The following is a 17,920-nucleotide window of genomic DNA, read 5'->3' as shown; positions in this document are numbered from 1 at the left end:
GCACGGGTGCCCGGCGCCGATCCACCCGCCTGTGGCCGCTGCTCGGCCCCGCGTTCGTCACGGCGGTCGCCTACGTCGACCCGGGCAACTTCGCCACCAACATCGCCGCCGGCTCGGCCTACGGCTACCTCCTGGTCTGGGTGGTGGTCGTCAGCAACGTGATGGCGATGCTCATCCAGTACCTCTCCGCCAAGGCCGGCGTCGCCACCGGCATGAGCCTGCCCGCCCTGTGCCGGGCGCACCTGCCCCGTCCGGTCGTCCGCGGACTGTGGGGTCAGGCGGAGCTGGTCGCCATCGCCACCGACCTCGCCGAGGTCGTCGGCGGCGCGCTCGCGCTCAAGCTGCTCTTCGACCTCCCGCTGCTCGCCGGCGGCACCATCACCGCGCTGGTCGCCTTCGCGCTGCTGGCGCTCAAGGGCACCGGCCACCGGCACTTCGAGACGGTGATCGTCGGCCTGCTCGGCGTCATCCTGGTCGGGTTCGTCTACGACGTCGCGATCAGCGGCGTCGACGCGATCGCGGTGCTCGACGGCACCCTGCCCCGCTTCGCGGGGGCCGACAGCGTGATGCTGGCCGCCGGCATGCTCGGCGCCACCGTCATGCCGCACGCCATCTACCTCCACAGCGCCCTCACCAGCGAGCGGCTGCACGCCCGGTCCGAGGCCGAGCGACGCACGGTGATGCGCGGCCAGCGTGTCGACGTGGTCGTCGCGATGACCATCGCCGGGCTGATGAACCTCTCCCTGCTGCTCGTCGCAGCGTCGGCGCTGTCCGGCCGGGGCATCGACACCATCGAGGGCGCCCACGCCGCCCTCGGGCAGACCCTCGGGCAGGCCGCCGCGCTGCTGTTCGCCCTCGGCCTGCTGGCCTCGGGGTTCGCCTCCAGCAGCGTCGGCACCCTGTCGGGACAGGTGATCATGGAGGGCTTCATCCGGCGACGCATCCCCCTGGCGGTGCGCCGGCTGGTCACGCTGCTCCCGGCCGTCGTGGTGCTGGCCGTCGGCATCGACCCCACGCAGGCGCTGGTCGCCTCGCAGGTCGTGCTGTCCTTCGGCATCCCGTTCGCGCTCGTGCCGCTGGTGTGGTTCACCGCGCGCCGCGACGTGATGGGCTCCCTGGTCAACCGCCGGGTCACGACCGTCGCCGGAGCCCTCGCCGCCGGGGCGATCATCGCGCTCAACCTCGTGCTGCTCGTGCAGCTCGCGACCTGAGGACAGGTGCGCGGCTCCTCCTCGCCCACGAGCCCAGGCTGAGCAGGACCCGTCGCGGCTCCGCCCGATCCTCGAGAACGAGGCTCAGGCGTCGGCCATGGCCACGTAGCGGCCGTCGGGCGTGACCGGGTTGTCCTCGTTGATCGCGGCCACCGCCTCGGTGAGCTCGGCCTCGGCCAGCGGCGGACGGCGGTCGAGGTGGATTCCGGCGATCATGCACCGCACGGAGCCGCCGGCCAGCTCGATGGTCGGGATGTCGACCGCGACGATTTCGCACGACTCCTCGATGGCCGCCACCTGGTCGGGTCGCAGCGAGCGCTTGGCCCGGGCCGACATGGCCATGACGTAGCGGCGCTTGCCCGTCGACGTACGACCGCACAGCTCGACGGCGTTGCCGGCGAACTCGCGGATCTGCTCCTCGGTGAGCTCGATGACGGTGCGGCCGGTGACCGCGAGCCGCTCGCAGACCTGCTCGCGCCGGTGCTCGTCGGGGATCATCTCGAGGGCGATCATCGCGACCTCCGTGCCGACGCACGCGATCACGTTGGTGTGGTAGACCGGTACGCCGTCGGAGTCGATCGCGTCGAAGGCCATCGGCTCGTAGTTGAAGTCCGTGCAGAAGCGCTCCAGCACCGTCACGTCGGCGCGGTGGCTCTTGGCGGTGTAGGCCACGCGGGAGACGTGGTCGAGCACCATCGCGCCGGTGCCCTCGAGGAAGACGCCGTCGGGCTCGAGCCCGGAGTAGTCGACGACGGTCTGCACGCGGTACTCCGACTTGAGCATCTCGAGGACGTCGGCGCGCCGCTCGTGGCGGCGGTTGGAGGCATACATCGGGTAGACCGCGACGGTGCCTCCCGCGTGGGTGGACAGCCAGTTGTTGGGGAACACGCTGTCGGGGCGGGTGTGGTCGTCGTCGTCGAAGACGTGGACCCGTACGCCGGCCTCCCGCAGCGCCGCGGCCAGCGCGTCCATCTCCGCGACGGCCTTCGCCGACGTGGCCTCGTCGGACTGCCCGGGAGGGGCGTCGGCCTGGAAGGCGTTGTCGGCAGCCGTCGCCGGGTTGGGGACGAAGCTCGTCGCGCGGACGAGGATGACAGCGGAAGGGGCCTGGGCACTCACGGGAGGAATGTAGGCCACGCACCTCAGGTCTCTGAAGCCGCCGAGGGCCCCAGGACGACCTCGGCCAGCATCCGGGCCACCTCCGAAGGATCGCGGGCCACAGCGGGCTCGTAGCAGGTCAGCTCGGTCTCGACCCAGCCCGGCACGTCGGCCGCGCGCCAGAGGCCGGACGGGACGACTCCCCGCTCCTCCGCGCAGGCGACCACGCGCTCGTTGACCGCGTCGGCGGTCCCGGGGGCGTAGACGAGGAAGGTCGCGATGTGGGGCACCTCGGGGAACGAGCGCAGGCCGTGCTCGCGCAGCGCGCCGGCAAGCTCGATCGCCCATGACCGGTTGGCGCCGAACCCGGCGTGGTGCTCGCGCAGCCCCCGCAGGCCGCCGACGGCCGCGGCCGTCATCGAGAAGATCGTGCCGCCCATCCGCGCCCGCCACGAGCGCAGCTCGCCGGCGAGGTCCTCCCCGCACACCACCAGCGCGCCGCTCGACCCGCCGAGGCCCTTGTAGAGCGAGACGTACATCGAGTCGAACAGGCCGGCCGCCTCGGCGAGGCTGCGGTCCCAGTGCGCCACGGACTCCCAGATCCGGGCGCCGTCGGCGTGCAGCGGCACGCCCCGCTCCCGCGCCGCGGCGGACAGCGCGACGAGGTCGTCCCACGCGGGCAGCAGGCAGCCGGCGTCGCGCAGGGGCAGCTCGACCATCGCGGCACCGAGCCGGCCGCCGATCCCTCCGAGCGACGCGGCCGTCGGGGTCTCGCGTCCTGTGGTGAGCCACTCCAGCTCCAGGCCGAGCACCCGGCGGGGGCCGTCCTGCTCGTGTTGCACGAGGTGAGAGAGGTCGGGCAGGGCCACGCGGCGCGAGCCCGTGCGGTCGCACCAGGAGCGCAGCGTCGCCTGCTGGGCCATCACGCCGCTGGGGAACATCACCGCAGCGGGCTTGCCGAGCAGCTCGGCGACCTCGCCCTCGAGGCGGGCGACGCCACCACGCTCGCCGTAGCGGTCCCACTCGACCGCGTGCTCCTCGGCGAAGGCCGCGAGGTCGCGGAACATCGCGGCCGGCGCCGACGGAGCCCGACCGAACACCCAGTCCGCCGAGGCCGACGCCGCCCGGAAGCGGGCGAGGACGTCGTCGCTCACGCGCCCGTCAGGCCTGGCGCTTGAACCAGTAGGTCGTCTCCGCGCCGGGGATCACCTGCACGAGCTCCCAGCCGTTGACGCCGAGGGTGGACAGCAGGTCCTCCCACGACTCGGTGCCCTCGACGAGCGCCTCGGGATCGGCGTTGTAGCCGCCGACCTCCACGTTGCCCTGGTCGTCGACGGTGATCTCCAGATGTGCCCAAGCAGCCATGTCCTGATCCTGCCACAGCCGCCTCAGGCCGCGCCCAGCCGCCACTCGTGCGCGACGTGGCAGCGCCCCGACTCCCACCAGGCGAGCTGCAGCCGGTCGAGGACGACCGTGACCGGTACGACGTCGCTGAGCAGCGCGGCGGTCGAGGCGAGGTCGACGTGGGTCGACGCGGCGTCGACGGTCAGGTGCGGCCGCACGTCCTCGCCGTACTCACCGCCGTACGGCGGGCAGTCGGGGAAGGCGGCCACCAGCCGCGCGGTCAGCTCCCGCAGGCCCGCGTCGGGGTCCGGCCGCAGGTGGATGATCCCGTTGGGGAACTGCGCCAGGTCGGCCAGTCGCACGGCCATCGGCGCGGTCGTGGAGGCGACGACCGCGACCGTGGCGAGGTCGTCCGGCGTCGGCGCGTGCCGGAAGGGCGCCAGCGCGGTGATGTGCGCGTGGGAGAACCGGGGGTCGGCCGAGACGAAGCCCACGTCGTAGTGGGCGGTGCGGGCGCGCACCCACGGCTCCAGCGCCGGCACCGGCAGCTGCAGCACGGAGTGGCCGGTCACGCGGCAAGACTGGCAGGTCGGGCACGGGCACGCGTCACTAGGCTGCTGCGCGACATGGACCAGAACCAGAGCCACGACCAGAGCCCGCACCCGCGCCCCGTCCCCCCGCCCTCCCCCGAGGTCGCCGCCCGGGCGCGCGAGCGCCTCGCCGGGCTGGCGACACCCGCGGGCGCGCTGGGGCGCGTCGGCGAGGTGGGCGCCTGGCTGGCCGCCGTCCAGGGCGAGGTGCCCCCGCGACCGCTGACCGACGTGCGGCTGGTCGTCTTCGCCGGCGACCACGGCGTCGCGGCGCACGGCGTCTCGGCCTACCCGCCGGCGGTCACCGAGGCGATGGTGCGCACGATCGTCGCCGGCCGGGCCGGGGTGTCCGCCCTGGCCCGCGAGCACGGCGTGACGGTGACCGTGCTCGACATCGCCGTCGACGCCGACCTGGCGGACCTTCCGGCCGAGGTGGGGGCCCGCAAGGTGCGCCGCGGCTCGGGGCCGATCCACCTGACCGACGCCCTCACCCGCGCGGAGGCCGAGCAGTCCCTGGCGCTCGGCGCGGAGGTCGCACGCGAGCTGGTCGACGACGGTGCCGAGGTGCTGATGACCGGCGACCTGGGGATCGGCAACACCACCCCCGCCGCGGCCCTCGTCGCGGCCGTGCTCGGCCTGCCCGCCGACGAGGTCACCGGGCGCGGGACCGGCGTCGACGACGCCGGCTGGGCGCGCAAGCGCGACGTGGTCGCCCAGGCGCTGACCCGCGTGGGCGGTCGCGCCGCCGACCCGGTCGAGCTGCTCACCGCGCTGGGCAGCGCCGACCTCGCCGCCACCACGGGCTTCCTGGTCGAGGCCTCGACCGCCGGGGTCCCGGTCGTCCTCGACGGGCTGATGTCCGTGGCGTGCGCCGTCGTGGCCGAGGCCATCGCCCCGGGCGCGTCGGCCTGGTGGGTGGCGGGTCACCGCTCCACCGAGCCCGCCCAGGCGCACGCGCTCAAGTCGCTCGGCCTCGAGCCGCTCCTCGACCTCGGCATGCGCCTCGGCGAGGGGTCCGGGGCCGTGGCCGCGCTGCCCGTCCTGCGGTCGGGGATCGCGGTCCTGCGCGACGTGGCGCTGCTGTCCGACATCATGCCGTGACCGTCCGCGACGCCTGGCTGCTGGCCACCGGCACCCTGACGGCGGTGCGGGTGCCGCCGCCCACCACGGTCGACCGGACCGTCGCCGGGCTGGCGATGGTCCTCGCGCCGCTCGCCGTCGTGCCCCTCGGCCTGGCCGCGGCGCTCGTGGTGCTCGTCGGCGGCGCGGTCGGGCTGCCGCCGCTCGCGACGGCGTACGCCGTGCTGCTGACCCTGGCGCTCGGCACCCGGGCGCTGCACTGGGACGGCCTCGCGGACACCGCCGACGGCCTCACCGCCTCCTACTCCCCCGAGCGGTCGCTCGAGGTGATGCGCACCGGGCCGGTCGGACCGGCCGGCGTCGTGGCGGTCGTCCTCGTGGCCGGGCTGCAGGCGGCCGGGCTCAGCGCTGTGGTCGGCGACGAGCACGGCTGGTGGGTCGTCGGCCTCCTCGTCTGCGCGTCCCGCGCGTGCCTCGTCCTGGCCTGCGTCCGTGGCGTGCCGGCAGCGCGGGCCGGCGGCCTGGGCTCGACCTACATCGGCGCCGTGCCGGTGCTCGGCGCCACCGCCGTCCTGGTGGTGGCCGCCGGGGCCGTGGCGCTCGCCGGCCACGGCCTCGGCTCGCCCTGGCCCGCGCTGGCAGGGCTCCTCGCCATGGTGGCGGTGGTGGGCGCCCTCCTGCTGCGGTGCGTACGACGCCTCGGCGGGGTCACCGGCGACGTGCTCGGGGCGGCCGTCGAGGCCTCCCTCGCCGTGCTGGCGCTCGCCGCGGCCACGACCTGACCGCCGGCCGGTCAGTCGCCCGAGCCGGGCTCGGCCATCTGGCGGTGCATCGCCGCCTTGAGCTTGTCGGGCAACACCTTCGCCGCCGCCTCCTGAGCCTTGGTCGCGACGCCGCCGCCGACCACGCGGTCCTTGCCGGCCATGAGCGCCTCGAAGCCCTGACGTGCCACCTGCGCGGGGTCGTCCTTCTTCGAGGTGCCGACCTTGGTGTCCTCGGCCATGTCGGCCCGCTCGAAGAACTCGGTCTCCGTGGGGCCGGGCATCAGCGACGTCAGGGTCACGTTGGTGTCCTTGAGCTCGTTCTGCAGGGCCTCGGTGAAGGACTGCAGGAACGACTTGGAGGCGTTGTAGACCGCCTGGAAGGAGCCGGGCATCGTCGAGGCGATCGACGACGTCACCAGCACCCGACCCGCGTCGGCGGCGACCATGTCGCGCAGCACCAGCTTGGCGAGCCGGACGGTCGAGGTGATGTTGAGGTCGATGATGGAGAGCTCGTCGTCGAGGTCGTTGTCGACGAACGCCCCGCCCTGCCCGACGCCGGCGTTGAGGGCGATCGCCGCGAGGGGTCGGCCGTCGCGCCGGATGGCGGCGTAGAGCTCCTCGACCCCCTCCGCCCGGCGGAGGTCGACGCGGACGGGCTCGACGCTGCCCTCGCCCTCGGCACGCAGGGTCGCCGCCGCGGCGGCGAGCTCGTCGTCCTCCGCGGAGACGACGAGGTCGAAGCCGTTCTCGAGGAACTGGCGGGCGAGCTCGAGGCCGATGCCGCTCGACGCGCCGGTGACGACGGCGAGCGGGCGGCCCTCGAGCGCGGCGTTCGGCGAGGTGGTCGGTGCGGTGTCAGCTGAGTCGGTCATGGCGTCCCGTACCCCCTCCTCGTGCCTCGATCCGCGACCCCTCTGCCAAGATCTGCGCCATGCGGATCCTGGTCACCGGCGGCGTACGGTCCGGCAAGTCCACCCACGCCGAGGGGCTCATCGGTGACGAGCCGGCCACCTACGTGGCGGCCGGGCCGACGCCGGAGGCCGAGGCGGACCCGGACTGGGCCGCCCGGGTCGCGGCACACCGCGATCGGCGCCCCGCGTCGTGGTCGACGCTGGAGACCCAGGACCTCGCCGCCGCCGTCCGCGACGCCGAGGCGCCCGTGCTCGTCGACTGCCTCGGCACCTGGCTCACCGCGGTCGTCGACGCCGCCGACGCGTGGGAGCAGGACGGGGACGCCGTCCTCGCCGTGGTGGTGGCCCGGACCGACGAGCTCACCGACGCGTTGCGCGCCACCGAGCAGGACGTCGTGCTCGTCACCAACGAGGTCGGCCTCGGGGTGGTGCCCGAGCACCGGTCGGGACGGCTGTTCCGCGACCTGCTCGGCACGGTCAACCAGCGCGTCGCCGCCGCCTCCGACGAGGTCCACCTGGTGGTGGCCGGCCGCGTGCTGCGCCTCTGACGTGACCGGGCACTTCGTGCCCGTCCCGGACGCCGACCGGGCACTTCGTGCCCGTCATGCGGCAAGAAGTGCCCGGTCGGCGGGGCGGACGGGCAGGAAGTGCCCGGTCGGCACAGGCTGACGCTCAGGACAGCAGGACGAAGGAACCCAGCGCGACGAGCCAGGACACGAACGAGCCGAGCAGGAAGTACTCGGTCATCTGGTGGATGCGCTCCTGGTCGCGGCGCGAGGACAGCTCCGGGAAGCGCAGCAGTCCCTTGGCCGCTACGACCACGCTCGCAGCCGTCACCTGCCCGCCGAGCGCCAGCGCGAGGACGAACAGCCGCTCGAGGGGACCGAGGAGCCGGCCGCCCTTGAGCCGGGTGCGCGGCATGGTGCCGTCGGCGAGGGGGTGGATGGTCCCGGTCGACTTGAGCACCAGCCGCACCAGCACGTTGCCGGTGGACAGCTGGATGCCGAAGGCACCGAGCAGCAGCAGGAAGCGATCGGCCGAGAGCCCGTCGAGCGCGGGGAGCGCGACCGAGTCCAGCCACCGGTCGATCAGCCCCGCGGACTCCGGCGCCAGGCCCGAGCAGGCGACGGCGACGCTGAGCGACAGCAGGAAGACCGCGATCGGCAGCCAGGCCGAGCCGCGGTGGCCGAACCCCCACGTCACCGTCTGGCCCCAGACGAGCACCGCCGCGACCACCGCGAAGAGCGCCAGCACGTCGCGCGGTGAGGTGAGGCCGGCCAGCAGCCCCACCACGAGGGCGACCAGCGCACCGACGCACTCGGGGAGGTGGCGGACCTTGCGCACGGAGTGGGTGAGGTCGGTGACGGCGAAGCCGATCAGCAGGATCCCGAGCCAGCTCATCGTCGCCGTCCTCCCCTCACAGGTCCCGCAGCAGCTCGTCTGCCGCCAGGACCACGCCGATCCCCTCGGCGCGGACCCGCTGCGAGACCGCTGAGGGGCTGATGCCCAGCTCGTCGGCGATGTCCTGCTGCCGCTTCTTCCTCATCAGACCATCGAGCACCGACACCGACCGCTCCGACAGGCCGGTGACGACCTGGTCCCGTGCCATCAGGGCGGCGTTGACGAGGCCCGGCGAGGGGCCCGGCTCGTCGTCCGCCGCGACGTACGCCGTCCGCACCGCGCGCAGCGGGGCCTTGCGCTCGTACGCCTCCACGGTCTCGATCGCGGCGCGTGCGGCCCACCAGCCGGGGCCGTCCTCCACGCGGGGCTCGGCCGAGAGGACGAGCACCCGTCCCCAGCCGATGCCCTGCCGCACGTCGACGTCGGGCAGCAGCGCCATCCGCAGCCGGAGGGTCGCCCCGATCGCGGCACCGAGGGTGTCGAAGATCCCCTGGAACTCGTCGCCGAGGCCGATGCGCAGCGGCACCGGCGGCGCGTACTCGGTGTTGAGGGCGTCGATCGCCCGCTCGAAGCGCGCGTGCACGGCGGCGCGGTCGGCGCGCAGACGCGAGCCCACGAGGTCGCCGATGACCGTCACTGAAGCCTCAGGGCTCATCGCAGCCATGTGAAGAACATACCTTATCTTTGGCCAGATGAAGCGGAGCGATTCACTCCCAGAAGATCCGCTCCACCACGGCGTGGGCGCGCCGCGTGGCCCGCAGGTAGTCGTTGACCATCTCGTCGGAGGAGCCGGGCGGGTAGCCGAGCACGCGGGCGACGGCGGCGCGCTCCCGCGCGTCGCGGGGCAGCTGGTCCGACGGCTTGCCCCGCACCAGCGTCACCGCGTTGCGCACCCGGCTGACCAGGCGCCAGGCCTCGGCCAGCGTCCCGGCGTCCTCCTCGGCGACCAGCCCCGCCTCCGCGGCGGCCGCCAGCGCCGGCAGCGTCTGCGGCGTCCGCAGCCCCCCGACCGTCCCGGCGTGGCGCATCTGGAGCAGCTGCACCGTCCACTCCACGTCGGCGAGGCCGCCGCGGCCCAGCTTGAGGTGCGTCTGGCGGTCGGCACCCCGGGGCAGGCGCTCGTCGTCGACGCGCGCCTTGATCCGGCGCACCTCGACCACGTCGGCCTCCGAGATGCCCTCGGCCGGGAACCGCAACGGGTCGATGAGCTCGGTGAAGCGCCGGCGCAGGCCTTCGTCGCCCGCCACCGGGTCCGCCCGCAGCAGGGCCTGGAACTCCCACACGTGCGACCACTTGGCGTAGTAGGCGGCGTACGACTCCACCGTGCGCACCATCGGCCCGTTCCGGCCCTCGGGGCGCAGGTCGGGGTCGACCTCCAGCGGCGGGTCGCTGGCCGGCAGCGACAGCAGCCTGCGCAGCTCGGAGACGACCGCCTGCGCGAACGACGTGGCGACCTGCGCCTCCACGCCCGCGACCGGCTCGTGCACGAACATGACGTCGGCGTCGCTGCCGTAGGACAGCTCGAAGCCGCCGTAGCGCCCCATCGCGACGACCGCGATCCGGGTCGGCGCGGCCTCGAGCCCGCGCTGGCGGCGCACCGACCCGGTCGCGATGTCGAGGGTGGCCTGCAGCGTCGCATCGGTCAGCCGGCTCAGGCCCCGCCCGACCACCGCCACGTCGGTGCCGGCGAGGAGCTCCCCGCTGGCGATGCGCAGCAGCTCGCGACGGCGTACGGCCCGCACGGCGCCGACCGCCGCCTCCGCGGACCCGGCGCGCTCGACGAGCGCCTGCATCTCCGTGAGGGCCGCCTCGGCACTCAGCGGCTCGAGCGACTCCCCGAGCATCTTCACGCCCTGCGGCTCGCGCTCCAGCAGGTCGGTGGCGTAGCGCGACGTGCCGAGCAGGTGGGCGAGGCGCTGCGCGACCTCGCCCTCGTCGCGAAGCATCGTGAGGTACCACGGCGAGCGGCCGAGGCTCTCGCTGATGCGCCGGAAGCCGAACAGCCCGGCGTCGGGGTCGGGCGAGTCGGCGAACCACTCGAGCAGCACCGGCAGCAGGGTCCGCTGGATGTCGGAGGTGCGGGAGACCCCGCTGGTGAGCGCCTCGAGGTGGCGCAGCGCCGCCCGCGGGTCGGCGTACCCGAGCGCGGAGAGCCGGGCCCCGGCCGCCTCCAGCGAGAGGCGCGCCTCGGTGCCGGGCAGCTTGGCGACGGCACCGAGCAGCGGCCGGTAGAACAGCTTCTCGTGCAGCCGGCGGACCTCGCGGCGGTGGTAGCGCCACAGCTTGTCGAGCTGGACGGCCGGCTCGGAGAACAGTCCGAGGGACCGGCCGAGCCGACGCAGCGACGCCTCGTCGTCGGGCAGCACGTGGGTGCGCCGGAGCTGGTGCAGCTGGATCCGGTGCTCCAGCGTGCGGAGGAAGGAGTAGGCCTCGTGGAGCCTCTCGCCGTCCTCACGGCCGACGTAGCCGCCCTCGGTGAGCCGGGTCAGCGCGCTGAGGGTGGCGCCCTCCCGCAGCGACGGGTCGGCCCGGCCGTGGACGAGCTGCAGCAGCTGCACCGCGAACTCGACGTCGCGCAGGCCGCCGGAGCCGAGCTTGAGCTGGCGCTCGGCCTCGTGGGCGGGGATGTGGTCGACGACGCGGCGGCGCATCGCCTGCACCTCGGTGACGAACCCGTCGCGCTCGGCGGCGCGCCACACCAACGGCTCGATGACCTCGAGGTAGGCCTGCCCCAGCGCGACGTCGCCGGCGACCGGACGCGCCTTGAGCAGGGCCTGGAACTCCCAGGTCTTGGCCCACTTCTCGTAGTAGCCGCGGTGGCTCGCGAGGGTCCGCACGAGCGGGCCCTGGCTGCCCTCCGGACGCAGGTTGGCGTCCACCGGCCAGATGGTGCCCTCGCGGGTGTGGTCGGAGCAGATCCGCATCAGGTGCGAGGCCAGCTGGGTCCCGGCCCGCAGCGCGACGCCCTCGTCCGCCCGCTCCCCCGTCCCCAGCTCGGCCGGCTCGTGGACGAAGACCACGTCGACGTCGGAGATGTAGTTGAGCTCGTGGCCCCCGCACTTGCCCATCGCGACCACGGCGAGCCGTACGTCGTGCGCGGTCTCGCCGACCCGGGCCCGCGCGACCGCCAGGGCCGCCTCGAGGGTCGCCGCGGCCAGGTCGGAGATCTCCGCCGCCGCGTCGTCGATGCCCACGTGGTGGGCCAGGTCGCGGGAGGCCAGCCGCAGCAGGACCCGGCGGTACTCCACCCGCAGGACGTCGACGGCCTCCGCGTCCGGCAGGGCGGCGACCGGCTCGGTGGCCCGCGGGTCGGCGCCGACGGCGGCCAGCATCGCCTCGCGGACGGCGTACGCCGCGGGGCGGGTGGTGCCGAGCGTCGGATCGGTGAGCTCACGCCAGTGCCCCGGGTGGCGCACCAGGTGCTGGGTCAGGGCGGCGCTGGCGCCCAGGACGCAGCACAGCCGCATCGCGGTGCCCTCGTCGTCGGCGACCTCGGCGAGCATCGCGGCGCCCGCGCCCTCGTCGGCCTCGTCCAGCGCGTCGACGAGCCGGAGCAGCCCGTCGAGCGCGGCGTCCGGGTCCGCGGTCGCCGCGAGCTTGTCGGTGAGCGGCTTGCCGGCGGCGCCGAGGCGCTCGATGCCCCGCGCGGCGGCCGCGCCGTCGACGAAGCCGAGGCGGACGTAGGTCCCGGGCGAGCTCACCACCGGTCCACCACCCGACACGCCGCTCGACCCGCCGCTCTGCTCCGCACGGGGGCTCAGAGGACCGGGAGCATCCGGTCGCGCTCGTAGGCGGAGACCTGCGTGCGGTACTCCTCCCACTCGGCGCGCTTGTTGCGCAGGAAGTAGTCGAAGACGTGCTCGCCGAGGGTCTCCGCGAGCAGCTCGGAGCTCTCGGCCACGTCGATGGCGTCCGACAGGCTCTTGGGCAGCGGTGCGATGCCGAGCGCCTTGCGCTCGCGCTCGGTCAGCGACCAGACGTCGTCCTCGGCCTCGCGCGGCAGCTCGTAGCCCTCCTCGATCCCCCGCATGCCGGCCGCCAGGACGACCGCGAAGGCGAGGTAGGGGTTGCACGCCGGGTCGACCGTGCGCAGCTCGATGCGCGTCGACTGGCCCTTGTTGGGCTTGTACATCGGCACGCGGATCATCGCCGATCGGTTGTTGTGGCCCCAGCAGATCGAGGAGGGGGCCTCGCCGCCGCCGAGCAGGCGCTTGTAGGAGTTCACCCACTGGTTGGTGACCACGCTGATCTCGCTCGCGTGGCGCAGGATCCCGGCGATGAACTGCCGGCCCGTCTTCGACAGCTGGTATTGCGCGCCGGCCTCGAAGAAGGCGTTGCGGTCGCCCTCGAAGAGCGACACGTGCGTGTGCATGCCCGACCCGGGGTGCGTGGTGAACGGCTTGGGCATGAAGGAGGCCCAGATGTCCTGGCCCAGCGCGACCTCACGGATCACGGTGCGGAAGGTCATGATGTTGTCGGCGGTCGTCAGCGCGTCGGCGTAGCGCAGGTCGATCTCCTGCTGGCCGGGTCCGCCCTCGTGGTGGCTGAACTCCACCGAGATGCCCATCGCCTCGAGCATCGTGATCGCCTCGCGGCGGAAGTCCGCGCCCCGCGACTGGGCGGTGTGGTCGAAGAAGCCGCTGCGGTCGACCGGCTCGGGCTCGTCGCCCTTCCCGGGCGCGTTCTTGAACAGGTAGAACTCGATCTCGGGGTGCGTGTAGAACGTGAACCCCTGGTCGGCCGCCCGGCCCAGCGTGCGCTTGAGGACGTGGCGCGGGTCGGCGTACGACGGGCTGCCGTCGGGCATCACGATGTCGCAGAACATCCGGGCGGTCGCCGGGCCGCCGTCGTCCCCCGTGCGCCAGGGCAGGATCTGGAACGTCGAGGCGTCGGGGTGCGCGAGCATGTCGGACTCGTAGACGCGGGCGAAGCCCTCGATGGCCGAGCCGTCGAACCCGATGCCCTCCTCGAAGGCGTTCTCGAGCTCGGCCGGCGCCACGCTCACGCTCTTGAGGAAGCCGAGCACGTCGGTGAACCACAGCCGGACGAACCGGACGTCACGCTCCTCGAGCGCGCGGAGTACGAAGTCCTCTTGCTTGCCCATGGCTGCAGCCTAGGGGGACGGCCGGTGGCCCACGCGCGGCAGGCCGAGGAGCGGTCGGTGCTAGCGTCGCGAGACCAGCCGCCCGACTCGGGCCCGCTCACCACGGGAAAGGGACGCTGCTCGATGAGCCACCCCCAGGACCAGTCCGACCCCCACTCCGGCGCCACCCGCCGCGACCTCTCCACGCCGACGGTCCCCGACGACTTCCTCGTCGCCCACCTCGCCGAGGAGACCCGGCGCCGCGCCCGATCGGCCCACGCCCCGGGGGCCACCACCGCGGGCGCCGACCCCGACCTGCTCGCGGCGCTCCGCGACGCCGTCGACGACCTGGGACCGGTGCTGCTGGCGGCCAGCCACGACCTCTCCGAGCACCCCGAGGTGTCGTTCGAGGAGCACCGCTCGGCCGCCGCGCTGGCCGACCTCGTCGAGGGCCGCGGCATCGAGGTGGTGCGCGAGGCGCACGGGCTGCCGACCGCGCTCCGGGCGGAGACCGGCGACCCCGGAGGGCCGACGATCGCCGTGCTGTCGGAGTACGACGCGCTGCCGGGCATCGGCCACGGGTGCGGGCACAACGTCATCGCCACCGCCGGGCTGGGCGCGTTCCTGGCCCTCGCCGCGGTCGGCGACCGGCTGCCGGGGCGCGTCGTCTGGCTCGGCACGCCCGCCGAGGAGGGCGGCGGCGGCAAGGAGATCATGGCCGGCCACGGCGCCTTCGACGGCGTCGACGCGGCGCTGATGGTGCACCCCTTCACCTACGACATCGCCGACCCGCTCTTCCTGGGCCGCCGCCAGCTGCGGGCCACCTTCACCGGCGTCACGTCCCACGCCTCCGCCCAGCCCTTCATGGGCCGCAACGCGCTCGACGCGGTGAACCTGATGTACACCGGCGTCGGGCTGCACCGCCAGCAGATGCCGCCCACCGACCGGGTGCACGGCGTGGTGACCGCGGGCGGCGAGCGGCCCAACGTCATCCCCGAGCACGCCGAGATGCTCTTCTACCTCCGCAGCGAGCACCCGGAGGGCCTGGCCGTGCTCAGCGACCGCCTCGCCGACATCGCCCGCGGCGCGGCGCTGATGACCGGCTGCGGCGTCACGCTGGCGTGGGACGAGGCTCCGGCCTACCTGCCCGTGCGCGGCAACGGCCCCCTGGCCGCCGCGTGGACGACCCGCTACGGCGAGCGGGGACGTACGGTCCTGCCGCCGGAGGTGGTGCCGCGGATGTTCGCCGGGTCCACCGACTTCGGCAACGTCTCCTACCGCATGCCCGGCGTGCACGCGATGGTCCGGATCACCGACGCGGACCTGTCGCTGCACACCCGCGAGTTCGCCGAGGCCGCGGTCAGCGCCGAAGCGGACCAGGTGGTGCTCGACTCGGCGTGGGCGCTCGCCGCCGTCAGCGCCGACTGGCTGAGCGACCCCGAGCTGCGCCGCGCCGCCGCGGACGACTTCGAGGCGGCCGGCGGGCCGGTCGACGTCCCGTCCTACTTCGGCCCCACCTCGGCCGCACCCGCAGGGGGTGAGCGATGACCACCACGACGATGTCGCGCACGGACCGGGCCCTCGCGGCCGTCGAGCGGGTCGGCAACCGGCTGCCGGACCCGTTCCTGCTGTTCCTCGGCCTCTTCCTGGTGGTGGGGGTCATCTCGACCGTCCTGCAGCTCGCGGGCACCGCGGTGACCATCCCGGGCACCGACGAGGAGACCGCGGTGCGCGGGCTCTTCACCGGTGAGGGACTGGCCTGGCTCACGGTCAACCTCGGTGCCAACTTCATCGGCTTCCCGCCGCTCGTCACCGTCGTGACGATCCTGCTGGCGGTCACGGTGGCCGAGCGCTCGGGACTGCTGTCGGCCGCGATCCGCGCGAGCCTCGGGTCCGCGCCGCGGTGGCTGCTGCCCTACGCCGTCGGGTTCGTCGGGGTGAGCGCGTCGGTGATGGCCGACGCCGCCTTCATCGTGGTGCCGCCCCTGGCCGCGATGGTCTTCAAGGCCGCCGGCCGGCACCCGCTCGCCGGGCTGGTGGGCGGCTTCGCCGCAGTGGGCGCCGGCTACTCCACCTCGGTCGTGGTCACCAGCCTCGACGCCCTCTTCGCCGGCATCACCAACGCGGTGACGGAAGGCCTGCCGGACGCGGGCGCGACGGTCACCCCGGTCTCCAACCTCTACTTCAACATCGTCTCCGCGCTCGTGCTCGCACTGGTCGCCGGCATCGTGATCGACCGGCTCGTCGAGCCCCGGCTGGTGCGCGAGGGCGCCCCCACCGACATGGTGGCGGCCGAGGACGAGGCGACCCTCGAGCCGGGCACTGCGGAGGACGAGGACGTGGCCCCGGCCCTGCGGGCCGCGCCCACCGACCTCTCCCCCGACCTCGAGCCCGCCGAGCGGCGCGGCCTGCGCATCGCCGGACTGGTCTTCCTCGCGTTGTCGGCCCTGATCCTGGCCGCGGTCCTGCCGGGGGGCTCGCCGTGGCGCAACGAGGACGGCAACTTCCTGCCGGAGTCACCGCTGCTCGACTCGACCGTCTTCGTCGTGTTCGTGCTGTTCCTGGGACCGGCCCTGGCGTACGGCTTCGTGAGCGGCTCGCTGCGCCGTGCCGCCGACGTGCCGAAGGTAATGGCCCTCGGCATCAAGGACATGGCGGCGTTCATCGTCCTGGCCTTCATGCTCGGCCAGTTCATCGCCCTCTTCAACTGGAGCAACGTCGGCTCCGCGCTCGCCGTCACCGGCGCCAACGGGCTGGAGTCGATCGGCCTCACGGGCTACCCCGCGATCATCGGCTTCATCCTGCTGGCCTCGGTGCTCAACCTGTTCATCGTCAGCGGCTCGTCGATGTGGACGCTGATGGGGGCGGTGTTCGTGCCCCTCTTCGCGCTCCTCGGCTACGAGCCGGGCTTCGTGCAGGCGGCGTTCCGGGTGGGCGACTCCGCCACGCAGGTCATCACGCCGATGAACCCCTACATCTGGATCTTCCTGGTGATGCTCAAGCGCTACGAGCCCGAGGCGGGGCTCGGCACCGTCATCTCCCGGATGATCCCGTTCGTGGTGCCGTTCTGGATCTCCTGGGTGGCGGTCCTGACGGTCTTCTACCTCACCGGCGCCGACGTCGGGCCCGGTGTGGGGATCCGCATCGAGTGAGGCCCTGCCCGGTGACCGTCCATCACGGGATGGCGCCGGATGGGCACTTCCTCGGTCAGTTGACCAAGGGAAGTGCCCGTCGGCCTGCATACCGTGGTGGAGCAGCGCCGGCGGGAGTCGTACGACCGTCGGTCACCGGCAGATGTTGACGTCCTGCGAGCCGAGCACGCCGTCGACGACCTCGCGCATCTCGCCGATCCAGCTCTCGGTGGTGGGCACGAACGCGATGCTGCCCGGGACGCGCTTCCGCGCGCCGTCCACCTCGACCTCCTCGACGACGAGCGGGACCGTCACGTCACGACGGCGTACGCCCTCCCAGCACGCGGACGCCCGACGCTTCGTCACCGCCTCCTCGAGGGTGACGGCGTCGCCGACACGCTCGCCGTTGTAGCGGAAGGCCACGGTGGTGCGGTAGCCGGTGAAGCCCTCCCACGGCGCCTTCACCGCCACGGACATCCCCCAGGTGCGCTTGGTGGGGATGTCGAAGGTGACGGACCCGTCGCGGACCGTGCGCGTCCGTGAGCTCCAGACGTGCACGACGTCGGCGTCGAGGGTGCTGCGGGCGTTGCTGAGCTGGATCTCGCAGCCCTCGCAGTCGTCGACGGTGAAGGTCAGCTGGGTGCGCGCCGCGGCGGCCCGCTGGTCCGACCGGGCGGACTCGGCGGGACCTGCGGTCGCGGCGGTCGGCAGGGTGGTGGCGAGGAGGGCGACGGCCGTGAGGGCCGTGCCGATCAGGGTGGTGCGGATGGTCATCTCTCTGCTTCCGTTCGGGATGGTGTCCCCCTCAGGACGCCACACCGCGCGGCGAGGTTGCACCTGATTTTCCGTACGGCTCAGTCGTCGCCGAGGGTGTTGCGCTCGAGCTCGGCGAGCGTGGGCCGACCCCGGTTGCAGAACACCTCGAGGTCCACCGACCGGCTGCCGTCGCTGAAGACCGCGTCCACGTCGTCGTCCGGGCCCTTCTCCCAGCTGACGACGTCCCACCCGGCCGCCTCGTCGGGACGGACGCCGACGCCGTACGCCCAGGTGTCGCGGCACTCGACGACGAAGGCGCCCCACTCACCGGCGATCGCGTCGCGGACCCGCGGCGCCCCCGCGGGCGGCGAGGACGGCGGCGCGACGGAGTCGTCGCGCATCACCTCGTCGCCCACCGGCCCGCGGTCGCGGATGGTCGCGCCGACGGTCGACACCGCGAGGACGCCGACGAGCACGGCGACGGTGGTCGTCACGGCCCACAGGCCCACGAGCAGCATCCGACGTCTCACCGGTCCATCGTGCCCGCTGCG

General features: G+C 73.8%; 17 protein-coding genes. 6 read left to right on the top strand and 11 right to left on the bottom strand.

Features of this window, described 5'->3' with window-relative positions; genetic code table 11:
* Window positions 1-38 precede the first annotated feature (38 nt).
* Window positions 39-1,211, top strand: coding sequence for an Nramp family divalent metal transporter (locus tag SHK17_RS07985; protein ID WP_449867038.1), 1,173 nt, complete (start codon window positions 39-41; stop codon window positions 1,209-1,211).
* An 84-nt stretch (window positions 1,212-1,295) separates the two neighbouring features.
* Here the strand turns inward: SHK17_RS07985 and ctlX are convergent, their stop codons facing one another.
* The 4 genes from ctlX to SHK17_RS07965 are packed head-to-tail and all read right to left on the bottom strand — an operon-like array spanning window position 1,296 to window position 4,225.
* Window positions 1,296-2,330: a citrulline utilization hydrolase CtlX gene (gene ctlX / locus SHK17_RS07980; RefSeq protein ID WP_172273480.1), complete on the bottom strand. Its 1,035-nt coding sequence runs from the start codon at window positions 2,328-2,330 to the stop codon at window positions 1,296-1,298.
* 23 nt (window positions 2,331-2,353) lie between these two features.
* Window positions 2,354-3,463 (bottom strand): threonine aldolase family protein, encoded by a 1,110-nt coding sequence (locus SHK17_RS07975; protein WP_322921683.1) that lies wholly within the window; start codon window positions 3,461-3,463, stop codon window positions 2,354-2,356.
* Window positions 3,464-3,470: 7 nt separating this feature from the next.
* Window positions 3,471-3,674: a hypothetical protein gene (locus tag SHK17_RS07970; RefSeq protein WP_172273486.1), complete on the bottom strand. Its 204-nt coding sequence runs from the start codon at window positions 3,672-3,674 to the stop codon at window positions 3,471-3,473.
* Window positions 3,675-3,697: 23 nt separating this feature from the next.
* Window positions 3,698-4,225, bottom strand: a complete 528-nt coding sequence (locus SHK17_RS07965) for a 2'-5' RNA ligase family protein (RefSeq protein WP_322921682.1) — start codon at window positions 4,223-4,225, stop codon at window positions 3,698-3,700.
* A gap of 54 nt (window positions 4,226-4,279) precedes the next feature.
* Here SHK17_RS07965 and cobT point away from each other — a divergent pair, with 54 nt between their 5' ends.
* Window positions 4,280-5,344, top strand: a complete 1,065-nt coding sequence (gene cobT / locus SHK17_RS07960) for a nicotinate-nucleotide--dimethylbenzimidazole phosphoribosyltransferase (protein WP_322921681.1) — start codon at window positions 4,280-4,282, stop codon at window positions 5,342-5,344.
* Window positions 5,341-6,105: an adenosylcobinamide-GDP ribazoletransferase gene (locus tag SHK17_RS07955; protein WP_322921680.1), complete on the top strand. Its 765-nt coding sequence runs from the start codon at window positions 5,341-5,343 to the stop codon at window positions 6,103-6,105. Before cobT ends, SHK17_RS07955 begins: the two co-directional genes overlap by 4 nt.
* A gap of 11 nt (window positions 6,106-6,116) precedes the next feature.
* Here SHK17_RS07955 and SHK17_RS07950 read toward each other — a convergent pair whose 3' ends face one another.
* A complete protein-coding gene (locus SHK17_RS07950; protein ID WP_322921679.1) occupies window positions 6,117-6,959 on the bottom strand; it encodes an SDR family NAD(P)-dependent oxidoreductase in 843 nt (280 codons plus the stop codon).
* Between the two features lie 59 nt (window positions 6,960-7,018).
* Between SHK17_RS07950 and cobU the strand changes: the two genes are divergently transcribed.
* Window positions 7,019-7,546, top strand: a complete 528-nt coding sequence (gene cobU / locus SHK17_RS07945) for a bifunctional adenosylcobinamide kinase/adenosylcobinamide-phosphate guanylyltransferase (protein ID WP_322921678.1) — start codon at window positions 7,019-7,021, stop codon at window positions 7,544-7,546.
* Between the two features lie 124 nt (window positions 7,547-7,670).
* Here the strand turns inward: cobU and SHK17_RS07940 are convergent, their stop codons facing one another.
* The 4 genes from SHK17_RS07940 to glnA are packed head-to-tail and all read right to left on the bottom strand — an operon-like array spanning window position 7,671 to window position 13,503.
* Complete coding sequence (locus tag SHK17_RS07940) at window positions 7,671-8,399, bottom strand: hypothetical protein (RefSeq protein WP_322423911.1); 729 nt, start codon at window positions 8,397-8,399, stop codon at window positions 7,671-7,673.
* Window positions 8,400-8,415: 16 nt separating this feature from the next.
* The gene (locus SHK17_RS07935; protein ID WP_322921677.1) at window positions 8,416-9,063 is read right to left on the bottom strand and encodes a SatD family protein; all 648 of its coding nucleotides are present in this window, start codon (window positions 9,061-9,063) and stop codon (window positions 8,416-8,418) included.
* 43 nt (window positions 9,064-9,106) lie between these two features.
* On the bottom strand, window positions 9,107-12,100 hold the full coding sequence (locus tag SHK17_RS07930; RefSeq protein ID WP_322921676.1) for a bifunctional [glutamine synthetase] adenylyltransferase/[glutamine synthetase]-adenylyl-L-tyrosine phosphorylase: 2,994 nt from the start codon (window positions 12,098-12,100) through the stop codon (window positions 9,107-9,109).
* Between the two features lie 56 nt (window positions 12,101-12,156).
* A complete protein-coding gene (glnA, locus tag SHK17_RS07925) occupies window positions 12,157-13,503 on the bottom strand; it encodes a type I glutamate--ammonia ligase (protein ID WP_172273510.1) in 1,347 nt (448 codons plus the stop codon).
* Window positions 13,504-13,626: 123 nt separating this feature from the next.
* Here glnA and SHK17_RS07920 point away from each other — a divergent pair, with 123 nt between their 5' ends.
* Both SHK17_RS07920 and SHK17_RS07915 read left to right on the top strand, forming a co-directional pair.
* Entirely contained in the window at window positions 13,627-15,030 is a 1,404-nt protein-coding gene (locus tag SHK17_RS07920) for a M20 family metallopeptidase (protein ID WP_322921675.1), read from the top strand.
* Window positions 15,027-16,634, top strand: a complete 1,608-nt coding sequence (locus tag SHK17_RS07915; RefSeq protein WP_172273516.1) for an AbgT family transporter — start codon at window positions 15,027-15,029, stop codon at window positions 16,632-16,634. The genes SHK17_RS07920 and SHK17_RS07915 overlap by 4 nt, the downstream gene beginning before the upstream one ends.
* Before the next feature lie 132 nt (window positions 16,635-16,766).
* On the opposite strand, the gene SHK17_RS07910 is transcribed toward SHK17_RS07915, so the two are convergent.
* On the bottom strand, window positions 16,767-17,387 hold the full coding sequence (locus SHK17_RS07910) for a hypothetical protein (RefSeq protein WP_322921674.1): 621 nt from the start codon (window positions 17,385-17,387) through the stop codon (window positions 16,767-16,769).
* Window positions 17,388-17,467: 80 nt separating this feature from the next.
* Window positions 17,468-17,899, bottom strand: coding sequence for a hypothetical protein (locus tag SHK17_RS07905; protein ID WP_322921673.1), 432 nt, complete (start codon window positions 17,897-17,899; stop codon window positions 17,468-17,470).
* Window positions 17,900-17,920: the final 21 nt, after the last annotated feature.

It is taken from the genome of Nocardioides renjunii (assembly GCF_034661175.1).
GTDB lineage: Bacteria > Actinomycetota > Actinomycetes > Propionibacteriales > Nocardioidaceae > Nocardioides > Nocardioides renjunii.
This window is presented reverse-complemented; position numbering and strand designations above follow the sequence as displayed.

What these genes read in the sequence shown, in the direction of transcription:
- SHK17_RS07915 (WP_172273516.1), top strand. Translation starts at nt 15,027, where the DNA reads ATGACCACCACGACGATGTCGCGCACGGACCGGGCCCTCGCGGCCGTC.
- SHK17_RS07920 (WP_322921675.1), top strand. Translation starts at nt 13,627, where the DNA reads ATGAGCCACCCCCAGGACCAGTCCGACCCCCACTCCGGCGCCACCCGC.
- glnA (WP_172273510.1), bottom strand. Translation starts at nt 13,503, where the DNA reads ATGGGCAAGCAAGAGGACTTCGTACTCCGCGCGCTCGAGGAGCGTGAC.
- cobT (WP_322921681.1), top strand. Translation starts at nt 4,280, where the DNA reads ATGGACCAGAACCAGAGCCACGACCAGAGCCCGCACCCGCGCCCCGTC.
- SHK17_RS07935 (WP_322921677.1), bottom strand. Translation starts at nt 9,063, where the DNA reads ATGGCTGCGATGAGCCCTGAGGCTTCAGTGACGGTCATCGGCGACCTC.
- cobU (WP_322921678.1), top strand. Translation starts at nt 7,019, where the DNA reads ATGCGGATCCTGGTCACCGGCGGCGTACGGTCCGGCAAGTCCACCCAC.
- SHK17_RS07910 (WP_322921674.1), bottom strand. Translation starts at nt 17,387, where the DNA reads ATGACCATCCGCACCACCCTGATCGGCACGGCCCTCACGGCCGTCGCC.
- SHK17_RS07970 (WP_172273486.1), bottom strand. Translation starts at nt 3,674, where the DNA reads ATGGCTGCTTGGGCACATCTGGAGATCACCGTCGACGACCAGGGCAAC.
- SHK17_RS07950 (WP_322921679.1), bottom strand. Translation starts at nt 6,959, where the DNA reads ATGACCGACTCAGCTGACACCGCACCGACCACCTCGCCGAACGCCGCG.
- SHK17_RS07940 (WP_322423911.1), bottom strand. Translation starts at nt 8,399, where the DNA reads ATGAGCTGGCTCGGGATCCTGCTGATCGGCTTCGCCGTCACCGACCTC.